At 50.3% G+C, this 20024-nt stretch carries 20 protein-coding genes; 18 read left to right on the top strand and 2 right to left on the bottom strand.

Annotation, left to right across the window (positions count from 1 at the left end; all coding sequences use genetic code 11):
• Genes ATL17_RS06760 through ybgC form a run of 3 tightly spaced genes read left to right on the top strand, consistent with a single transcriptional unit; the run spans position 1 to position 1378 of the window.
• Entirely contained in the window at positions 1 to 486 is a 486-nt protein-coding gene (locus ATL17_RS06760) for an NUDIX hydrolase (protein ID WP_133571980.1), read from the top strand.
• 14 nt (positions 487 to 500) lie between these two features.
• Positions 501 to 956: a hypothetical protein gene (locus ATL17_RS06755; protein ID WP_133571979.1), complete on the top strand. Its 456-nt coding sequence runs from the start codon at positions 501 to 503 to the stop codon at positions 954 to 956.
• Positions 956 to 1378: a tol-pal system-associated acyl-CoA thioesterase gene (gene ybgC / locus ATL17_RS06750; RefSeq protein WP_133571978.1), complete on the top strand. Its 423-nt coding sequence runs from the start codon at positions 956 to 958 to the stop codon at positions 1376 to 1378. The genes ATL17_RS06755 and ybgC overlap by 1 nt, the downstream gene beginning before the upstream one ends.
• Here ybgC and ATL17_RS06745 read toward each other — a convergent pair.
• A complete protein-coding gene (locus ATL17_RS06745) occupies positions 1375 to 1926 on the bottom strand; it encodes a TetR/AcrR family transcriptional regulator (RefSeq protein WP_133571977.1) in 552 nt (183 codons plus the stop codon). The two genes, ybgC and ATL17_RS06745, sit on opposite strands and share 4 nt — an antisense overlap.
• 78 nt (positions 1927 to 2004) lie before the next feature.
• Between ATL17_RS06745 and ATL17_RS06740 the strand changes: the two genes are divergently transcribed.
• From ATL17_RS06740 to glmM, 12 genes are all read left to right on the top strand, one after another.
• Positions 2005 to 3030 carry a DUF418 domain-containing protein gene (locus tag ATL17_RS06740; protein WP_133571976.1) on the top strand — a complete coding sequence of 342 codons (1026 nt, stop codon included), beginning with the start codon at positions 2005 to 2007 and terminating at the stop codon, positions 3028 to 3030.
• 198 nt (positions 3031 to 3228) lie between these two features.
• The gene (gene tolQ, locus ATL17_RS06735; RefSeq protein WP_133571975.1) at positions 3229 to 3933 is read left to right on the top strand and encodes a protein TolQ; all 705 of its coding nucleotides are present in this window, start codon (positions 3229 to 3231) and stop codon (positions 3931 to 3933) included.
• Positions 3933 to 4382, top strand: a complete 450-nt coding sequence (gene tolR / locus ATL17_RS06730) for a protein TolR (RefSeq protein WP_133571974.1) — start codon at positions 3933 to 3935, stop codon at positions 4380 to 4382. Before tolQ ends, tolR begins: the two co-directional genes overlap by 1 nt.
• 2 nt (positions 4383 to 4384) lie before the next feature.
• Positions 4385 to 5419, top strand: coding sequence for a cell envelope integrity TolA family protein (locus tag ATL17_RS06725; protein ID WP_133571973.1), 1035 nt, complete (start codon positions 4385 to 4387; stop codon positions 5417 to 5419).
• Positions 5420 to 5475: 56 nt separating this feature from the next.
• Positions 5476 to 6789, top strand: coding sequence for a Tol-Pal system beta propeller repeat protein TolB (gene tolB, locus ATL17_RS06720; RefSeq protein ID WP_246028637.1), 1314 nt, complete (start codon positions 5476 to 5478; stop codon positions 6787 to 6789).
• A 90-nt stretch (positions 6790 to 6879) separates the two neighbouring features.
• Positions 6880 to 7698, top strand: a complete 819-nt coding sequence (gene ygiD / locus ATL17_RS06715) for a 4,5-DOPA-extradiol-dioxygenase (RefSeq protein WP_133571971.1) — start codon at positions 6880 to 6882, stop codon at positions 7696 to 7698.
• A 185-nt stretch (positions 7699 to 7883) separates the two neighbouring features.
• Positions 7884 to 8372, top strand: coding sequence for a peptidoglycan-associated lipoprotein Pal (gene pal, locus ATL17_RS06710; protein ID WP_133571970.1), 489 nt, complete (start codon positions 7884 to 7886; stop codon positions 8370 to 8372).
• 146 nt (positions 8373 to 8518) lie between these two features.
• Positions 8519 to 9559 carry a tol-pal system protein YbgF gene (gene ybgF / locus ATL17_RS06705; RefSeq protein ID WP_166638916.1) on the top strand — a complete coding sequence of 347 codons (1041 nt, stop codon included), beginning with the start codon at positions 8519 to 8521 and terminating at the stop codon, positions 9557 to 9559.
• A complete protein-coding gene (tilS, locus tag ATL17_RS06700) occupies positions 9553 to 10851 on the top strand; it encodes a tRNA lysidine(34) synthetase TilS (protein ID WP_133571968.1) in 1299 nt (432 codons plus the stop codon). Before ybgF ends, tilS begins: the two co-directional genes overlap by 7 nt.
• 166 nt (positions 10852 to 11017) lie before the next feature.
• Positions 11018 to 12955, top strand: coding sequence for an ATP-dependent zinc metalloprotease FtsH (gene ftsH / locus ATL17_RS06695; RefSeq protein WP_133571967.1), 1938 nt, complete (start codon positions 11018 to 11020; stop codon positions 12953 to 12955).
• Positions 12956 to 13058: 103 nt separating this feature from the next.
• Complete coding sequence (locus ATL17_RS06690) at positions 13059 to 13691, top strand: LysE family translocator (RefSeq protein ID WP_133571966.1); 633 nt, start codon at positions 13059 to 13061, stop codon at positions 13689 to 13691.
• Positions 13692 to 13798: 107 nt separating this feature from the next.
• Complete coding sequence (glmM, locus tag ATL17_RS06685; RefSeq protein WP_133571965.1) at positions 13799 to 15142, top strand: phosphoglucosamine mutase; 1344 nt, start codon at positions 13799 to 13801, stop codon at positions 15140 to 15142.
• 19 nt (positions 15143 to 15161) lie between these two features.
• Here the strand turns inward: glmM and ATL17_RS06680 are convergent, their stop codons facing one another.
• Positions 15162 to 16097, bottom strand: a complete 936-nt coding sequence (locus ATL17_RS06680) for a DMT family transporter (protein WP_133571964.1) — start codon at positions 16095 to 16097, stop codon at positions 15162 to 15164.
• Positions 16098 to 16262: 165 nt separating this feature from the next.
• Here ATL17_RS06680 and ATL17_RS06675 point away from each other — a divergent pair, with 165 nt between their 5' ends.
• From ATL17_RS06675 to serA, 3 genes are all read left to right on the top strand, one after another.
• Positions 16263 to 16964 carry an outer membrane protein gene (locus ATL17_RS06675; RefSeq protein WP_133571963.1) on the top strand — a complete coding sequence of 234 codons (702 nt, stop codon included), beginning with the start codon at positions 16263 to 16265 and terminating at the stop codon, positions 16962 to 16964.
• A gap of 172 nt (positions 16965 to 17136) precedes the next feature.
• Positions 17137 to 18297, top strand: a complete 1161-nt coding sequence (locus ATL17_RS06670) for a phosphoserine transaminase (RefSeq protein ID WP_133571962.1) — start codon at positions 17137 to 17139, stop codon at positions 18295 to 18297.
• Between the two features lie 77 nt (positions 18298 to 18374).
• Positions 18375 to 19958, top strand: a complete 1584-nt coding sequence (gene serA / locus ATL17_RS06665) for a phosphoglycerate dehydrogenase (protein WP_246028636.1) — start codon at positions 18375 to 18377, stop codon at positions 19956 to 19958.
• Positions 19959 to 20024 lie beyond the last annotated feature (66 nt).

Below are 20024 nucleotides of genomic sequence, written 5' to 3'. Positions count from 1 at the left end.
ATGACGGTTGATTTAAGTTTCCGCGCGTTCGATCAGCACTTCAATGTGCGCAGTGCGGCGATCATTCAAAAAGAAGGGCATATTCTTTGCACAACAGCGGATGATCTAGGATTTTGGTTTCTGCCGGGTGGTCGGCTGAAACGAGGAGAGAGTTCTGCAGCTGCACTTAAGCGTGAACTGCGAGAAGAATTAAATGCCGATGTGGACGTTGTTGCACCGCACATCATTGCAGAAAGTTTTTTCTCACTTGATCATCTGCACTATCATGAATTGGCATTTTATTTTGCGGTGAGTTGCCCGCCAAACCTGCCCTTTATCGTGGGTAAAGATTGCCATCATTTGATCGAAGGTGAACGGCATTATCGCTATCGTTGGATTGAGCTTTCGCCCGAAATGCTCTCGGAAATTGATCTTCAGCCGCGCGCCTTACACGCTCATTTTATTGACCTGCCGCCGAAGCCGCTGCACATTATGTTTAATGGCTGATGGAGGGAAAGTTGATGAAACATTTTATGGCTTTGATTTTGATGGTGGGATTGGCAATGCCGTCAAACGGGTTGGCACAAGACAAATCCGGGGTGCCGGAAGTGTCTATGTTCAAAATGATGTTGGATGCCAATAAGACAGGTTGGATTGCGTTTAGAGAATATAATGGGCAGCAGCTAATCTATTTCACCAATATGCTCACCTCACGGTGTCGGTTGAAGGAAATTCGCTTTTCCATCAATGAAGAGACACTTGATCAAACATTTAACATGCCCGCCTGTATTCCAGATTCGCCCTTTATGATCCCCACCGATGGTGGCGTTGAAGATATTGCTTTGATTTTGGAGCCGGGTGTCGCGAAAACAATTTCGGTGCAGGCAGTGTTTGAAGATGATACGGAAACCGACATGATTACATTCCGACCCTGCGAAGGCGTTGGAGATGGCACATGTGCAAAGGTGGTTGAATAATGCAATTTGGTGGTGCGCTGCAGGATGATGGGTCACATAAATTTCCGGTGCGGATATATTATGAAGACACTGATTTTTCCGGCAATGTATATCACGCGGCATATTTGAAATTTTTTGAGCGGGCGCGCACCGAGTTTTTGCGGGCGCATGATGTGCATCACCAAAAACTGTTTGAAGAGGAGGGGATCGCATTTGCGGTCCGCTCCATGCAGATCGATTATGATCGTGCAGCCCATATTGATGATTTGGTCGAGGTGACCACCAAGATTATCGAAATGAAGGGCAGTCGCTTTATTCTTGAGCAGATTTTGCGGCGGGACGATGAATTGATCACGCGGGCACGTGTGGTCGCGGTCACGATGAAAAGCAATGGCCGTCCAACGCGGTTGCCGGATACATTGCGTGCCCGATTTGGCGGCTAAGCCAACGTCTTGGCGATTTTATGCAGACGATCCAATTCTTTTCGGCTTGGCTTGCGCTGTTCTAATCCGCAACGCATGCCCAATGCTTCAATGGCATCGATAAGGATTTCTATATCCACTGCATTTGCATTTGTTTGATTTTGAATGGCCGTTGCAAGCGCCGATCTATTCGCGTCAAAGGGTTTTGCCAAGCCCGGTTGGCGCAATGATGCTGCTAAAATCTCGATTGATAAGACCGCGTGCTCAATCTTGCTGATCTGTTTGAGATAGCGAACTATAAATTTCTCCAAACTTAGTCCCTCTGCCAATTCGGAAATAAGCGGCGCAATTTCTGCGGCCTCAATTGCTGCGATTTCGGCAATGAGCGCATCTTTACTTGGGAAGTGATTGTAAAGGTTGCCGAGGCTGATCTTTGCGTGATTGGCGATGTCACGAATGCCGGTTTGGGCAATGCCTTTTTCGATAAAACAAGTCATCGCGCTTTGCACGATTTGGCGCCGCTTGGCACGTTTTGCTTTTTCTCTAGTGGTGATCTCTTTCTCGGACATGAAATTTTCTAACTTCTTGCATTTGACATTTCAATAATTAAATGAATGAACGAATGTTCATTGAAAATGGAAATTGAAATGTCTCAACGGATGGATGGTTTGGATCTTGCGCGCCTGTTCGCATTTTTCGGTATGGTGGTGGTGAACTTTAATTTGGTGATGGGGGTGCCAGCTTCGGGTAACGATCTGGCATTGTACATCGCGCACGGGGTGGAAGGGCGGGCGGCGGCAAGTTTTGTCGTACTCGCCGGTGTTGGGCTTGGATTGGCATTTAAGAAAAGTGTCGACCATCGATTGCTGTTTAAACGGGCAGGCTTTCTGTTTGCGGTCGGTATGGTCAATATGATGATCTTTCCCGCTGATATTATCCATTATTATGCGGTTTATTTTATCTTTGCCGCATGGCTGCTGACCTTTAAAGATGGTCAATTGTGGGGCGCGATTGCGGTTATCAATGTTGGTTTCACCGCCGGATTGCTTTTCTTGAATTACGATGCGGGTTGGAATTGGCAAACATTTGAATATCGCGATTTTTGGTCGGCAGAGGGGTTTCTCCGAAACCTATTTTTCAATGGTTGGCATCCGGTTTTGCCGTGGCTGAGTTTTCTGGTTTTCGGCATTTGGCTTAGTCGACAAGATTTGGCGACCAGAGGTGTGCAGTTATGGCTTTTGATCGCTGGTTTGGCCGTCTATCTGATCAATCAGATTTTGGCTGGGGCGTTACAAGCAGCATCTGATGCGGAATTAGCTTTGCTTTTTGGCACGTCGCCAGTACCCCCAACGCCGCTTTATATTGTTGCGGGCATGAGCGGCGCCTCGGTGCTTATTGGGTTTTCGCTGTTGATTGCCCCTTATCTACAAAGAACAAAAGTGTTGCCGTTGTTGCTACCTGCGGGGCAGCAGACACTTACGCTTTATATGGCACATATTGTCATCGGCATGGGGAGCTTGGAGGCGTTGAATATGCTTTCGGGCCAAACGATCGAAGGTGTTTGGCAAGCTGCAATATTGTTTTGTTTTGGTGCGGTAGTTTTTGCATATTTGTGGTCACAAAAATTCAAGCGCGGTCCCCTAGAAAGCGTGATGCGGAAAATTTGTGGTTGAGGCCATTCATTTTCCATTCAGCAACGATTTATTAACCATAAATGAACCATGCGCGGCTTAAACACATATGTTGAAGTGGCAATCCAGCAATGTTGGGTTGTCCCTTCTTAAATTTGACAAAATTGCCCGTCATGCCAAAGACAACGGGTAAGGTGTGTCAAGCTTACCGCTTTAATTGTGAAGGATTAGGGGAAAATCATGGAAGCAGAACTGGCCGCGCACGGCACTGCCGATCTGTCGCTTTTTGCATTGTTCTGGGCTGCGGACTGGGTGGTGAAAGCCGTTATGCTTGGGCTGCTCGCTGCCTCGATCTGGAGCTGGGCAATCATTATCGAAAAAAGCGTCATGTATGGTCGCGCTCAGCGCAGCATGAATAAGTTTGAGAAGAATTTTTGGTCTGGCCAATCTTTAGAAGAGCTTTATCAGCGCCTGTCAGATTCCGACCCACGCGAAATGGGTGCGGTTTTTGTGGCTGCGATGAAGGAATGGAAGCGCAGCCATGAGCAAGGCGCATCTTCTTACATTGGCGTGCAGCAACGGTTGGACAAAGTGCTGGACATTACCATTGGGCGTGAAAGTGATTTGCTGGAATCCCGTCTTGGCTTTTTGGCCACAGTCGGTTCGGCAGCGCCATTTGTAGGCCTTTTCGGTACAGTTTGGGGCATCATGAATTCGTTCCAATCCATTGCCGCGTCTGAAAGCACTAACCTTGCCGTTGTGGCACCAGGTATTGCCGAAGCTTTGTTCGCGACGGCGATTGGCTTGTTGGCCGCTATTCCGGCGGTTATCGCCTATAACAAACTCTCTTCTGACGCGAACAAATTGATCGCACGGTTGGAAGGCTTTGCCGATGAATTTTCAGCCATTTTGACACGTCAATTGGAAAGCCGGGGTCAACAATAATGGGTATGGGTGTTTCAGGCGGGTCTGGCGGTGGACGCCGGGGCAGACGCCGCGGCCGTAAACAGCCAATGAGCGAGATTAACGTTACGCCACTTGTGGACGTGATGTTGGTGTTGCTGATTGTGTTTATGGTGGCCGCGCCGCTTTTGACTGTGGGTGTGCCAATTGATTTGCCGCAGAGCCAAGCCAAAAGTTTGAATACGGAAAGCGAGCCTGTGACGGTGACGATCACTGCGGACGGGCAAATCTATGTTCTTGAAGAATTGGTTGATCGCAGCAATCTGCTGGCGAAATTGGATGAAGTTGCCGTGAATGGCACTGAAGAGCGTATTTTTGTACGCGGCGACAATGTTGCCGATTATGGTGCTGTGATGCAGGTCATGGGACAATTGTCTGGTGCAGGCTATAGCAAAATTGGCCTGATTACCGAGCAGGAGCAAAGCCAGTAACTATGCGCCTCGGGGTCACCATATCTGCGGTTTCTCACGCCGCTTTGATTGCTGTTGGGCTTATGTCTTTCGGGCAAGCGGATGCGTTTGACCCGCAAGAGATTGAAGCTATTCCAATTGAATTGGTGCCGATCGAAGAGTTCTCGAATATCCGTCAGGGCTCGCTAGATAGCAATGTGATTGAAACTGAGACCCCATCTGCGGTGGATACGGAAACACCTGCAGAACTTGCAGAGCCAACGGGCAACACGCAAGAAGATCAGATCACGCCAAAAGATACGCCAGACCCAAGCCCTGCGCCGACTGATAATTCGGCGCCAGAGCCGACGCCGCCAACACCGCCTGCGCCAACGCCGACACCAGAGCCTGTTGAGCCAGCGACACAGCCGGAAGAGCCAACGCCAAGCGTGCCTGAACCTGTGCAGGAGCCAACGCCAGAGCCTGTTGAAGAGCCAACAGAAACACCAGTGGTGAGCGAAGAGCCTGCCGCTGAACCAACCCCTGCGCCTCCGTCGCCACCAGCAGCGACAAGCGCGGTGGAAAAAGCGCGGCAAGCTTATGCGGCTCAAGAAGCTGAGCGGAAACGCCTGGCAGAAGCTCAGCGGGCTGAAGAAGCGAAAAAGAGCCAAGAAGCCGACAAGATTTCTGACATTATCAACAAAGAAGATAGCCGTGGTGGCACCACTGGTCAGGGTGGTCAAAAAACGGCTGGTAAAACAACCGGCACGGCCGCGCGTTTGACACAATCTGAACGGGCCGCATTGGCTGCGCAAATGCGCAAATGCTGGAACCCGCCAATTTCAGCTTTGGACGTAGATGGCTTGACCGTGCGGCTTTTGGTTGATTTGAATCGGGATGGTTCAGTTGCGGGCACTCCGCAAGTGATGGATATTTCGGTGACGGGCCAAGTGGGGCAGGCAACTGCTTCCGCAGCGCAACGCGCGGTACGTCGCTGTGGCCCTTACCAGCTTGCGGCGGACAAATATGAAGAGTGGCGTCAAGTTGATGTCACATTTGATCCAAGAGATCTAAGATAGAAATTATGCAACGCCGGTCCGAGTTTTGCGTTATTGGGGCGGAAAAGGAGATGGAAATGATAGCATTCTCACGTCGACATGCCTTGAAATTGGGCGCTGCCACTATGGGTGCATCCCTTTTCGCCCAGCCTGCAGCAGCCTTGGTGAAAATTGTGGTCACGGGTGGTGACTTTGAACCGATGCCGATTGGCATCCCGACTTTTAGCTCTGCTGACCCGCAATTGGGCGCTGAGCTGACACAAATCGTAATTGACAATTTGCGGGCATCTGGCCTTTTTGCGCCATATCCTGTTGATCAAATGCCGTTGAAGATGGGCGATGTTAATCACTCGCCTGAATTTGGGGCATGGCGGCAATTGGGTGCTGACGCATTGGTGATGGGCACTGTGCAGCGCACTGGCGGCCAAATCCGTGCTGATGTGCGCTTGTGGGACGTTGTGGCTGGCGAAGAGGGTTTTGGCCGCTCGTTTGCTTCAAGCGAAACCAACAAACGGCGTGTTGCGCATATTGTATCAGATGCGATCTATAAAACACTGACTGGTGAAGATGGCTATTTCGATACGCGCGTTGTTTATGTTGCCGAAAGCGGGCCAAAGGCAAACCGCACCAAACGTTTGGCGATTATGGACCAGGATGGTGCCAACAACCGTTATTTGACTGATGGTGGGTCCATTGTGTTGACCCCTCGGTTCTCGCCAAATGGCAATTTGCTGTCTTACATGAATTTCTCCGGCGACGTGCCGCAGATTTATCTGCTCGATTTGTCTACTGGTCAGCAACAGCGTGTTGCCGATTTTGGCAAGATGACTTTGTCGCCACGTTTTTCACCTGATGGTTCACACCTTGCCTTCAGCGTGACGACTGGCGCGGACACCAATCTTTATCTGATGAATTTGCAGCAACGTAATCCGATGCAATTGACATCTGGTGCGTCGATCAACACCAGTCCAAGCTTCTCGCCTGATGGTCAGCGGATTGCATTTGAAAGTGACCGTGGCGGCAGTCAGCAGATTTATGTTATGAGTGCACAAGGCGGCGGCGCGCAGCGTGTGAGCTTTGGAGATGGCCGGTATTCAACGCCTGTATGGTCGCCTAAAGGCGACTTGATTGCGTTCACGAAGCAAAAAGATGGGCAATTCCATATTGGTACAATGCGGCCAGACGGTTCTGGCGAACGCGTATTGGCATCAAGCTATTTGATGGAAGGGCCGACTTGGGCACCGAACGGCCGCGTGCTGATGTATTTCAAAGATCCAGGTGGTGATTCTGGGCCGCAGTTGCACACGATTGATGTGTGGGGCCGCAATGAGCGCCGCATTCAAACACCGACTTACGCATCTGACCCAACGTGGTCACCACTGCTCGGTTAAGGCACAAAATTGTGCCTTCTTGACCGTTTGAGCTATCATGCTTAGCTCAAACGAACGCGGCAAGTTGTGTCGTGGGTTAGGATGGTACAGATGCTAAAATCTTTGCGATTTGATCAAATGCTAGATCAGTTGGCGCCGGCTGAACGGGCGCCAATTGTGTTTTTGGGGCATGGCAATCCCTTATATGCAATCACCGACAACGCTTTTGCCAAAAGCTGGCAACAGCTCGGCGAAAAACTTGCGCGACCGCAGGCCATCCTGTGTATCTCGGCACATTGGGAAACCCGCAATTCGACCTTGGTGCATGTCGGTGCCATGCCGAAAACCATTCATGATTTTTACGGCTTTCCGCAAGAACTGTTTGATGTGCAATATCCTGCCGCTGGCGCGCCAGAGTTGGCACAAGAAGTAGCTTTGATGCTGAAAAACCATGCTGCCATCCCCACGGAAGAGTGGGGGTTAGACCATGGCGCGTGGGCTGTGTTGCGGCATCTTTATCCAGATGCAGATATTCCGGTGTTTCAAATCTCCATCAATCGGGATTTGGGTTTTGCGGATCAGGTAGCTCTGGGCCGAGACCTGAAAGCGCTGCGCGATCGTGGTGTGTTGATCTTGGGCAGTGGCAATCTGGTGCATAATTTGCGCGCGATTTCGCGCGATGTTGAGGCGTTTGATTGGGCACAGGAGTTTGATCAAAAGGTTGCTGACTATTTGACGGACCGAAATTTTGCGGACATGGCGAACCCAGATCAATATGGCACCCTGCTGCCGCAGGCGCATCCAAGCGTTGAGCATTTTGCGCCAGCATTCTATTGCGCTGGTCTGGTGGATCAAAAAGACCAATTGGCTTTCTTCAATGACCAGTTTGACATGGGGTCTTTGTCTATGCGCTCCTTCATTTATTATTAGAGCGAAATGACCTTTGTGCGTTTGTTTTGATTGAGGGTGATATTTTAGCAACGGAAATGCGGTGAATCTGCCTTAAAATGGCCGGATTAAGACCGCATTAACCGCGTTCGCACACCCCAAATTAAGATAAATAAGGGTATAACCGGGTCAATAAATTTCGACCTATTCTGGAGCTATTAAGGACCATGTCCATGGCAAATCAATTTATGCGCCTTTTGAAAGGCATTACAATGGTAGCGCTTGTGGCATTTGTTGCTGCTTGTGCCCGTACGCCGGATGCTGGTGTAGGGAATTTGGGGCCGGGGCAGGCCCAGCCTGGCACGCCGCAAGAATTTTTGGTAGCCGTTGGCGACCGCGTTTTCTTTGAAACTGACAGTTCAGTTTTGACTGCTGAAGCACGTGCTACATTGGATAAGCAAGCTGTTTGGCTGCAAAAGCACTCTCAATACAGAATTTTGGTTGAGGGCCATGCTGATGAGCGCGGCACACGCGAATACAACATCGCCTTGGGTGCGCGTCGTGGTACAGCTGCTGTAAACTATTTGGTGAGCCGCGGTGTCAGCTCAACACGCATCACCACAAAGAGCTTTGGTAAAGAACGTCCTGTGGCCGTTTGTGATGACATTTCATGTTGGTCACAAAACCGCCGTGCTGTGACAGTTTTGCTGCCATAAGCCAAACATAGCTATCCTCTGCTGGAGGCGGGCGCCGGGATTCGCGACAAGCGGACCCGGCGTTTTTTTGTCGCAATTTTGTTTTACCCACGGCGTAAGAAATGATTTTATGCATGACGGTTCGTCATGAACGAAGGAGTGACTTTATGTCGGTTAATAACAAAGTTTGGGTAAGTCGGATTGCCGCCGCAGGGGTGGGCCTGCTTTTGGCTGGCGCTACCGGTGTGGCCCAAGCGGGCAACCAACCAAATGATGAAATGTTTGGTCGTTTGATTCAACTTGAGCAGCAAGCAGATCTGCTGAGCAATCATGTGCTTGTGTTAGAGCAAGGTTTTGAAGGCTTGGGGATTGAGCGTGTTTCTGATCGTGCCCCAGTTAAAGTGAAGGTCGCGCAATCGCGGCAAGTTGCTGAAGTGAATGTACGTATTGATGCCATTGAAGAGCGTATGCGAACATTGACCGGTCAAGTGGAAGGTTTGCAATTTCAAATGACGCAATTGCAAACATTGCTTGAGCGCATGCAGGAAGATTATGAATTCCGATTCCAGGAATTGGAAGGCGGTGCTTCGGGAAAAACTAGTGCGGCGCCCCAATCAGATCGCGAGATGCCATCTGAGGGTGTGCCGCAGACCCAAACCGAAGAATTGAACACAGATAATTTGGCCACAAATGATGATGGCGGTGCGTTTATTCTGGGCACGCCTGAAGGCACTTTGGGCACATTATCAGATGATGCCTTGAGCGGCATTGGATCAGGGCAACCACTAGATTTAGAGTTTGATCCCGGTGCTGCTTTGTCTGACGCTGATGCGAAAGCGCAGTATGATGCGGGCTATGAGGCCTTACTGCGTGGGGATTATGTGTTTGCGGAAGACCAGTTTCGGCAGTTTATTGGCCTGTTCCCGAACAATCGGTTGGCGCCTGATGCCTACCATTGGCTTGGTGACAGTTTGCTTAATCGCGGTGAATATGAAGAGGCGGCAGAAGTGTTGCTTCGCGGCTTTGAAGCTTACCCAAATGCTGCACGTTCGCCAGACATGGTGATGAAATTGGGGATTTCCCTAAACAGTGCTGGCGAAAGAGAGACAGCATGTCGTACCTTTGTTGAGGTGTTGCGTCGTTACCCCGACCAACCAACAGCATTTAAGCAAAGGGTCGCAGAGGAACAGCGAAAGGCACAATGTTAAATACCGAGCAACAACATGAGTATTTAACTGAGCCAGATTTGCTGAATTATATTTTTGCGCCGCTTTTTGAGACCCAAAAGGCGGCGCTTGCCATTTCAGGCGGGCCAGACAGCATGGCCCTGTTGTATCTCGCCGCTGAGTTTTCTGCGCAGCAAGAGATGCCCATTGAACTAACCGTTCTCACTGTGGATCATGGTTTGCGCGCCGAAGCGGCTGAAGAAGCGGCAATGGTTAAAGTGCAAGCGGAAAAGCTAGGCCTGCCTTGCTATATTTTGAAGCCTGAAAAGTTCAACCCGACAACTAGAATTCAGCAAAGTGCGCGTGATGTGCGCTATGGCTTGATGCAGCAGAAGATGCAGGCGCTTGGCCTAACTCAATTGTTCACCGCACATCATTTAGATGATCAGGCCGAAACCTTTTTTATGCGGTTGGCGCGTGGCAGTGGGCTTTCCGGCCTTGGGGCCATGGCCCGACGCTCGGTTGGATTTGGGCTGGACCTTGTGCGGCCATTTTTAGATCTACCTAAGGCAGATTTGGTGGCTTATGCGCGCGCCAAAAACATCGAATATGTAAATGACCCGTCGAACAATGATGAAAAGTTTGAGCGCGTGCGGTGGCGGCAGGCTTTGCAAGGTTTGCAGCGCCTGGGCCTGCAACGCAGCAATGTTGGGCTTTCTGCTCGCCGTTTGCGTCGCGCCGATGCGGCATTAAATTCGATTGCGGAAGTGGCGTATAGCGAGCGATTTTTCATCGATCCATTTGGCTGTGTTTTATTTGACCATGCAATGATCATTTCTGAGCCAGCCGAAATCGGCATCCGGCTGCTGGCGCGGGCGCTGGATGACGTTGGCGGCGCGACACCGGCGCCGGAACTGGCAAAAGTGGAAGCGCTTTATGATGTTTTGACCATGGGGCAGACACATTTACGAGGGCAAACCTTGGGTGGGTGCGGCATTCGTGGGCATGGCAAGCTGGTGCAAGTGTTCCGCGAAGTTGGCCGGGTGGATGATCAAGTGTATGAATTGGCCCCGGGTGACGAGCTTGATTGGGACAAGCGGTTCAAGATTATCTTGACCTCGGATGCGCCAAGTCCAGTTACTGTGCGTCCAGCATCCGACTTTACGCGGGCGAAGTTTGATCAATTATTGCCCGATTTGAGCTTCGTGCCGATGGAAGCTGTGCGCGCCGCGCCGTTGGTGATAGCAGGTGATGAGATCATTGCTTTGGGCGAACATGTGCTTGGCCCTAATATTGACGTTTTTCGCACATTTGGTCCCAACGCACTCTCTTAAATCCTATGTGCGGCAATTGGTCGGCTAATTGTTAAACACATTGTGTTAAGAACAGTACTCAAATTGCGGGCCGCGCCCCTTGTAACGGGGGGCATTGGACCTTACATTCGATCCAAATTCTAATTGTGTGCGTAAAAAGAGCGTACATCTATTCAAGGCAGGTTAAATGAACGGTAATTTTCGCAACCTTGCAATTTGGATGGTCATCCTTGTTATGTTGCTTGGCCTTTTCCAAATTTTCCAAACCTCGTCCCAAACAGCGGGGCTGACGCAAAAGACCTATTCGCAATTTATTGCTGATGTGGATTCAGGGTCGGTACAAAGCGTCACAATCACAGATAATCGGTTGCGCGGTACGTTGAAAAACAGCCAACGGTTCGAGACCTATTTGCCCAATGGGGTAGATGTTGTGTCTCGGCTTGAGGATCGTGGTGTTCTCATCGCGGCTCAACCTCCCGAATCAAGCCCGTTCTGGACAATTCTTTTGTCATCATGGTTGCCTTTCATCGTGATCATTGCAGTGTGGTTTTTCTTCATCCGTCAAATGCAGGGCGGTGGACGTGGCGGCGCAATGGGCTTTGGTAAGTCCCGTGCGAAGCTTTTGACCGAGAGCCACGGCAAGGTGACATTTGAAGATGTTGCTGGTGTTGATGAAGCCAAGCAAGATCTTGAAGAAATCGTAGATTATTTGCGTGATCCGGGTAAATTCCAGCGTCTCGGCGGTAAGATTCCGCGCGGTGTATTGTTGGTGGGCCCTCCAGGTACTGGTAAAACTTTGTTGGCACGTTCTGTTGCTGGCGAAGCCAATGTGCCGTTTTTCACCATTTCAGGTTCTGACTTTGTTGAAATGTTTGTGGGCGTTGGTGCGAGCCGCGTGCGCGACATGTTTGAGCAAGCCAAAAAGAATTCACCATGTATCATCTTTATTGACGAGATCGATGCTGTGGGGCGTCACCGTGGTGCCGGTTTTGGCGGCGGCAATGATGAGCGCGAGCAGACCTTGAACCAGTTGCTGGTTGAAATGGATGGCTTTGAAGAGAATGAAAGCATCATTTTGATTGCGGCGACCAACCGTCCAGACGTTTTGGACCCTGCTTTGCTGCGTCCGGGCCGTTTTGACCGTCAGGTTGTTGTGCCAAATCCAGATGTGACAGGCCGCGAACAGATTTTGAAAGTTCATGTGCGCAAAGTGCCATTGGCACCTGATGTGGATTTGAAAATTCTTGCGCGTGGTACGCCTGGCTTTTCTGGTGCGGAAATCATGAACTTGGTGAACGAATCGGCATTGTTGGCTGCGCGTCGTAATAAGCGTTTTGTGACGATGGCTGAGTTTGAAGATGCCAAAGACAAGATCATGATGGGTGCGGAACGTCGCACGCTTGCCATGAAGGAAGATGAAAAGCGGAATACGGCTTATCACGAAGCGGGCCACGCTTTGGTGTCACTTTTGATGTCCAACGTGTTGGACCCGATCCACAAAGCCACCATTATTCCGCGCGGTCGTGCGCTTGGTATGGTGATGAGCTTGCCTGAGAATGACCAATATTCATTCTCCAAAGAAAAGGCATTGGCTCAGCTTGTGTTGGCATTTGGTGGGCGTGAAGCGGAGATCCATAAGTTTGGGCCGGAGAAGGTAACTTCTGGTGCAGCTGGTGATATTCAGGGTGCAACCAAATTGGCGACCTCTATGGTCACCGAATGGGGTATGTCTGAAAAGCTGGGTCGTGTGCTTTATAAATCAGACCCTCAGGGTATTTACGGCCCGGCTAATGTGGATCATATGTCTGACGACACTGCGCGTTTGATTGATGAAGAAGTGCGGTCTTTGGTGGAAGAAGCTGAAACCAAGGCGCGTAATTTGATCAATGAGAATGAGCAATTGTTTGAAGATATTGCGCAGGCATTGCTTGAGTTCGAAACATTGACGGGCGATGAGTTGCGCGCATTGCGCGATGGCAAAAAGCCTACACGGTCTGACGATGACAACACGCCGACCGCAAAAGCAACAGGTGTGCCGCGGGCGGGCAAAGCCGTGCCAAAGAAAAAGCCAAATGATGATGGCAAAGGCACTGAAGGTGATGCGGAGCCGCAGCCAGAAAATTAGATCGATCTAGTTCTAATTGCGAATTTGAAAGAGGCCTTCGGGCCTCTTTTTTATTGTGTAGTCGGGTGCTAATATTTGCCCATTGGGAGCAGGAGATTGCCACATGCCATCATTTGAAATTTTACTCGCGTTTTTTATCACGACTGCGATGTTTTCCTATTTGCCGGGGCCAGCAATGATTTATGTTTCCGCGCAAACAATTGCACGCGGACAATGGGCCGGGTTTATGGCTGCGCTTGGCGTTCATTTGGGCGGCTATGCCCATGTGCTGCTCGCCGCGTTTGGTTTGGCAGCGTTGCTGACGGCTGTGCCTGCTCTTTATATGGTCGTTAAAATCGCTGGTGCGGCTTATCTGGTTTATCTGGGTGTGATGATGATCGTTCGGCGGGAGAAGAAAGTTCACGACAGCGAAGCGCCGCAAACGAAGAGTGCAAAACGCGCGTTTTTTGAGAGCATCAGCGTTGAGGTGCTCAATCCCAAAACCGCATTGTTTTTCGTGTCGTTTCTGCCGCAATTTGTGTCGATTGACGCGAGCTTGCCGATTTGGGCGCAAATGGTGATTTTGGGTACCATCGTGAATGTGATGTTTTCAAGCGCGGATTTGGTGTGCGTACTTTTTGCGGGTTGGGTGCTAAAACGGTTAACGGGTCCAAGTGCCCGCTCTGCATGGCTTCAGCGCATTGGAGGAACATTTTTGATCGGCCTTGGCGCAAAATTAGCCTTGGAAAGGTCTTGACCAAACGGCTAAAGGTATTATTGCCATAATTTAGTTTTGGTTTTTGTTTAATAAGCATTTTTGATTTCGACATCGATAGGTCAAGCCTATCGCAATTGGATGGGTGTATGGCACGGAAATATTTTGGAACAGACGGTATTCGCGGCTTGGCCAATGGGGAAAAGCTCACGCCAGAATTGGCACTGCGTGTTGGGCAAGCTGCAGGCATGGCCTTTCGGCGCGGTGACCACCGCCACAGGGTGGTGATTGGCAAGGATACACGTCGTTCTGGCTATATGCTTGAATATGCGCTTACTGGTGGTTTCACATCTGTTGGTATGGATGTGTATTTGCTGGGCCCGGTGCCGACGCCTGCCGTTGCAATGCTCACCCGGTCGCTGCGCGCTGATTTGGGTGTGATGATTTCCGCATCGCATAATCCATTTGAAGATAATGGCATCAAGTTTTTCCAACCGGATGGCTTTAAGCTTTCTGACGAGGTGGAAGAAAAGATCGAAGAGCTGGTTGAAAAGGGCGTTTCTGCTGGTTTGACCCAGGGCGTTGATATTGGTCGTGCGAAGCGGATCAATGAAGTGACTACCCGTTATACCGAGTTTGCCAAGCGGACTTTGCCGCGCAACGCAGACTTTACAGGTCTCAAAGTGGTGGTGGATTGCGCCAATGGTGCTGCATATAAAACCGCACCAGAAGCTTTGTGGGAGTTGGGTGCTGAAGTTATCGCCATGGGTGTGGAGCCTGATGGCTTCAACATCAACAAGAATTGCGGTTCAACGTCACCAAAAGCATTGTGCATGCGCGTGATCGAAGAAGGGGCAGACATTGGCATTGCTCTGGATGGTGACGCGGACCGCGTGGTGATTGTGGACGAAAAAGGCCAGATCATTGATGGTGACCAATTGATGGCAGCGTTGGCGCTTTATTGGCACGAATTGGAGCGGTTGAATGGCGGTGGCATGGTGGCGACCATCATGTCTAACCTTGGGTTGGAGCGTTGCCTTAGCGATAACCAATTGCGGTTGGAACGCACGAAAGTTGGAGACCGTTATGTGCTCGAGCGTATGCGTTCAGGCGGTTATAATCTGGGTGGTGAGCAATCTGGACACATTATTTTGTCTGATTTCTCAACAACGGGTGATGGCTTGGTTTCAGCACTTCAAGTGATGAGCCTTGTGCAAAAGCGCAATAAGCCCGTTTCAGAAGTGTGCAAAATGTTTGAGCAGGTGCCGCAGCTTTTGACCAATGTCCGCATTAGTGGCGGCACGCCTTTGCGTGATGACCGGGTGATCAAAGCGATTGCTAGCGGTGAACAGAAACTCGGCGCTTCAGGTCGCTTGGTTATCCGCCCATCAGGCACAGAACCTTTGATCCGGGTGATGGGCGAGGGGGATGATGAAACTCTTGTGAAGCAAGTTGTTGGTGAAATTGCCCACGTGATTGAGGGAATCGCTTAGGCAAGCGCCCAACGGATGATTATGCTGAAGGCGGCGGTGGATACTGCCGCTTTTTTCTTTTCCGGGGGCGTATCACACCTTCTGAAATGCCTACGCCCAACAGAATAATGCCGAACCCAACAAACTGCAGGATGCTGAGTTGTTCTTGGAACAATACGGCACCGAAGATAATAGATGCGGCAGGAATGAAGTAATTCGACAGAGTTACAAATGCTGCACTTGTGCGGTCCAGCAGCACATATAGGGCAATGGTTGTGGCCCAAGTAGGTAACAACGCCAAATAGATCACGCCAGCCCAGGCGCCCATATTTGGGGTGTTGGGCACAGGCTCAAAAATGAGCGCGCATATCGAAGCTGTGATGGCTGCAAAAATCAACACACCCAGTGACTTTGTCATGGCGGGCATTTCCAAAACGCGTCTGGAAATCAGCGAATTGCTGGCATAGCCCGATGTGGCAATAATCAACAATATAAACGGCAGCAGCGAGAAGGCGACAGCGGCCGCTTCTTGATTATTGTTGCCCAAAATAACGGCGGTGACGCCAAGAAAACCTGCAGCTAAGCCCATAACCCGCAAAAGAGTTGCCTTTTCCTCCGGCAAAAAGACAAGCGATAAAAGCATGACTTGGATCGGCACAGTAGCCATCATCAGGCCAGCGATTGAAGAGGGCAAAAACTGGGTTGCATAGTTGATCAACATGAAGGGCATTGCGGTGCCCAAGGCACCCATTGCCGCGCATGCAATCCACTCTTTTTTGGTGTTTGGCAGGCGAATATTGCGCCAAAATGCAAATAAACCCATTAAAATTGCAGCAATTGTCAACCGCATCGCGGCGATCCACATGGGCGGAATATATTCGACAATATATTTGATGCTCACAAAGGAGCTACCCCACACAAGTACCAGAAATAAAAGCAAAATCCAGTCGCCAAATGTGCGTGATTGCTGAGCCATAATAGATCCTGAATAAAGTGGAATATCGATAAGAAGAGAATCTAACTATATCAAAATATTCAAAAAAAATTAGGGTTAAATTTTTAGGTTAAGTGCGTTTTAAGAAAGAGCACGCATACTCCTTCTCGGAAAGTCAAGAAAAGTGGCTTGCGTAGAAGGATTAGAATGATGCTTAAGTGGATTGGTGCTGCGTTGTTTGCAGCTGCCTCAATGTTTGGAACAAGCGCGTTGGCCGCCGATTGGCCACAGCCTGAACCAGAATATCCTGAATTGCCAGAAGTAGATTACGGCCTTTCCGGTGCGTTTTATTTGCGTGGTTCTGTTGCGGGTAACGCAATGTGGGCGCGTAATGTAGAGTTTTGTCCATGTCCAAACTCGGCCACGCCGACTGATATGGGCTGGGGCTACAGCTTTGGTGCAGGTGCTGGTTATGAATTTGGCAACGGTTTCCGCACGGATTTGACCGTTGATTGGTTGCGGAACACTGGTTTGACCGCCAATGGCTATTCAGCTGATTTGCGCTCAACTGTTGCTCTTGCAAACGTTTATTATGATTTCGATTTGGGCGGCATGGGCCTAAGCGCTGACGGTGGTTGGCAGGGCTATGTTGGTGCAGGTTTGGGTAAAGCTTGGCACTATACATCAGCGACCCACGCGACAAACCCAGATCTTGCAGCTGGCGCTGGTAACCGCTCTTGGGCTGGTGCTGTGATGGCTGGTGTTGCCTATGATATGGGCGCTGCTGTTGCTGATATTGGGTACCGTGCATTGTGGCACAAAGGGTTCTCAACTCAAGGCTCTGGCATGTGGGTGCAGGATGCAGTTGCGCACGAAATTCGTGCAAGCATTCGCTATCGCTTCTATTAAGCGCAACGCACATTCAAATTTAAAAACCCCGGTCCTTGCGCCGGGGTTTTTATTTGGCTGGTTCCAATTTTGTCCGACAATAAAAAATATTGACGCGGATGATAAATGCAACTATCCCGGTCAGTGGGCCACCCCTCCCCAACGAGGGGCGCCTATCTGAAAGGGTAGTGACATGACAGATATTTTGAAGCCGGACGTGCGCCCGGCGAACCCCAGATTCTCATCTGGGCCGTGCACAAAGCGTCCAAACTGGACGGCTGAATTTCTCAATGACAAATTGTTGGGTCGGTCTCACCGTGCCAAGCCTGCCAAGGCTCGCATTCAATATGCGATTGATTTGACGCGCGAATTGCTCAATGTGCCTGATGATTATCGCATCGGCATTGTGCCTGCTTCTGACACTGGTGCTGTTGAAATGGCCCTTTGGTCTATGCTGGGCGCGCGCGGCGTTGATATGTTGGCTTGGGAAAGCTTTGGCGCTGGTTGGGTGACCGATGTGGTCAAGCAGCTAAAGCTGGACGATGTACGCGTTTTGGATGCTGATTATGGCCAATTGCCTGATCTTACCCAAGTGGATTGGACACGCGATGTTGTTTTCACTTGGAATGGTACAACTTCTGGCGTTCGCGTGCCCAACGCAGATTGGATTGCTGCGGACCGCGAAGGTTTGAGCATTTGCGATGCGACATCAGCAGCGTTTGCGCAAGAACTAGATTTCACCAAGCTCGATGTTACCACCTTCTCTTGGCAGAAAGTGCTCGGTGGCGAAGGTGCGCATGGGGTGATTATCCTTTCTCCACGTGCTGTAGAGCGTTTGGAAGGCTATACGCCTGATCGTCCATTGCCAAAAATCTTCCGTCTCACCAAAGGCGGTAAATTGATTGAAGGCATTTTTGAGGCGGCGACCATCAACACGCCATCACTTATGGTGATTGAAGATGTGATTGATGCGATGGAATGGGCCAAAACATTGGGCGAGAACGGGCTTCAGAAGCGGGCCGATGCGAACTTCAATTTGCTCAATGCATGGATTGAAGCGACAGATTGGGTGGCCAATCTGGCTGAAGTGCCTGAAACTCGGTCAAACACGTCAGTGTGTTTGAAGATCGTTGATCCCGACATTGCTGCGCTTGATGCCGATGCGCAAGCTGCCTTTGCCAAGGCTATTGCAACGCGGTTGGACAAAGAGGATGTGGCCTATGATATTGGCGCATATCGCGATGCGCCAGCTGGGCTGCGGATCTGGGCAGGTTCAACGGTTGAAACTTCTGACCTTGAAGCCCTGACCCATTGGCTAGATTTTGCCTTTGCGGCGGAAAAAGCGGCGCTTTAGGCGCCTCCTAAAGTGAGACCGGTTGGCGGAATGCTGCCAACCTTTTTCCCAAAATTTTGAAATTTATGGAGGCACTTATGCCTAAGGTTCTTGTTTCTGACAAATTGAGCGAAACAGCAGTACAGATTTTCCGCGACAATGGCGTGGACGTTGATTTCTTGCCAGATGTCGGCAAAGACAAAGAAAAATTGCTTGAGATCATCGGGCAATATGATGGCTTGGCGATCCGCTCTGCCACCAAAGTTACCGAGAAAATTATTGCTGCCGCTGACAATCTCAAAGTGATTGGTCGTGCAGGTATTGGCGTGGACAATGTGGATATTCCAAACGCCACTGCCAAAGGCATTATTGTGATGAATACGCCGTTCGGCAATTCCATCACGACCGCTGAACACGCCATTTCTTTGTTGCTTTCCTTGGCGCGCCAAATTCCAGCTGCTGATGCGTCTACACGCGCTGGCAAATGGGAAAAGTCTAAATTTATGGGTGTTGAGGTGACGGCCAAAACACTCGGCATTATCGGTTGCGGGAACATTGGTGCCATTGTGGCTGATCGTGCTCAAGGCCTTAAGATGAAGGTCATTGCGTTTGACCCATTTCTTACACCCGAGCGTGCGCTTGATCTTGGCGTTGAGAAAGTGGAGCTGGATGAATTGTTGGCTCGCGCTGACTTTATTTCATTGCACACACCATTGACCGACGCGACACGCGGCATCATCAGCGCTGAAAATATTGCGAAGATGAAAGATGGCGCACGTTTGATCAACTGTGCCCGCGGTGGCCTTGTTGATGAGGCGGCATTGAAAGATGCGCTTGAGAGCGGCAAGTTGGCGGGCGCGGCCATGGACGTGTTCGAGGTTGAGCCAGCAACAGACAATCCATTGTTTGAGGCGCCAAATCTGATCGCAACGCCGCACCTAGGCGCGTCCACAACTGAAGCGCAGGAAAACGTGGCCCTGCAAGTCGCAGAGCAAATGAGTGCTTATTTGATGCATGGGGCCATCTCTAATGCATTGAACTTCCCATCTATTTCCGCTGAAGAAGCGCCGAAATTGATGCCATTTGTGAAATTGGCTGAAATGTTGGGTAGCTTTGCGGGTCAGTTGACGGAAAGTGGCATTAAGGGCGTGCGGATTGAGTTTGAAGGCCACGTGGCTGATCTCAACACCAAGCCGATGGTTTCTGCCTTGCTCACAGGTGTTTTGAAGCCTTTGTTGGGCGATGTGAACATGGTATCTGCACCAGTTCTGGCGAAGGATCGTGGCATGCATGTTGAAACGGTCAACCGTGAGCAACAGGGCGCTTATGAAAACTATATCCGCCTGACGGTGATCACAGAACGGCAAGAACGTTCCGTTGCGGGCACCGTGTTTGCCGATGGCAAGCCGCGTCTGATCCAAGTGAAAGGCGTGAACATGGAAGCGGAGATTACACCGTCCATGCTTTACATCACCAACGAAGATAAACCTGGCTTTATTGGTCGCCTAGGCACATTGTTGGGCAATGAAGATGTGAACATCGCCAACTTCAATTTGGGGCGCGTGGAAAGTGGCGGCGATGCGATTGCGCTGATCAATATTGATGGTGACTTGAGCGACGCCCAAGTGAAAACAATTTCAGCCCTTGAAGGGGTGAAGCAGGCTAAGCCGCTTAAATTCTAGGTGTATTGAAATTCAGCCGGTGCGCGCTGCAGCGCGCATCTAATGAGAGCAGGGAAAGCGTGGTTG

It is taken from the genome of Maritalea mobilis, assembly GCF_004363175.1.
In the GTDB taxonomy this organism is placed as follows: domain Bacteria; phylum Pseudomonadota; class Alphaproteobacteria; order Rhizobiales; family Devosiaceae; genus Maritalea; species Maritalea mobilis.
The sequence above is the reverse complement of the archived record's forward strand: the minus strand, read 5'-3'. Positions and strand labels throughout refer to the sequence as shown.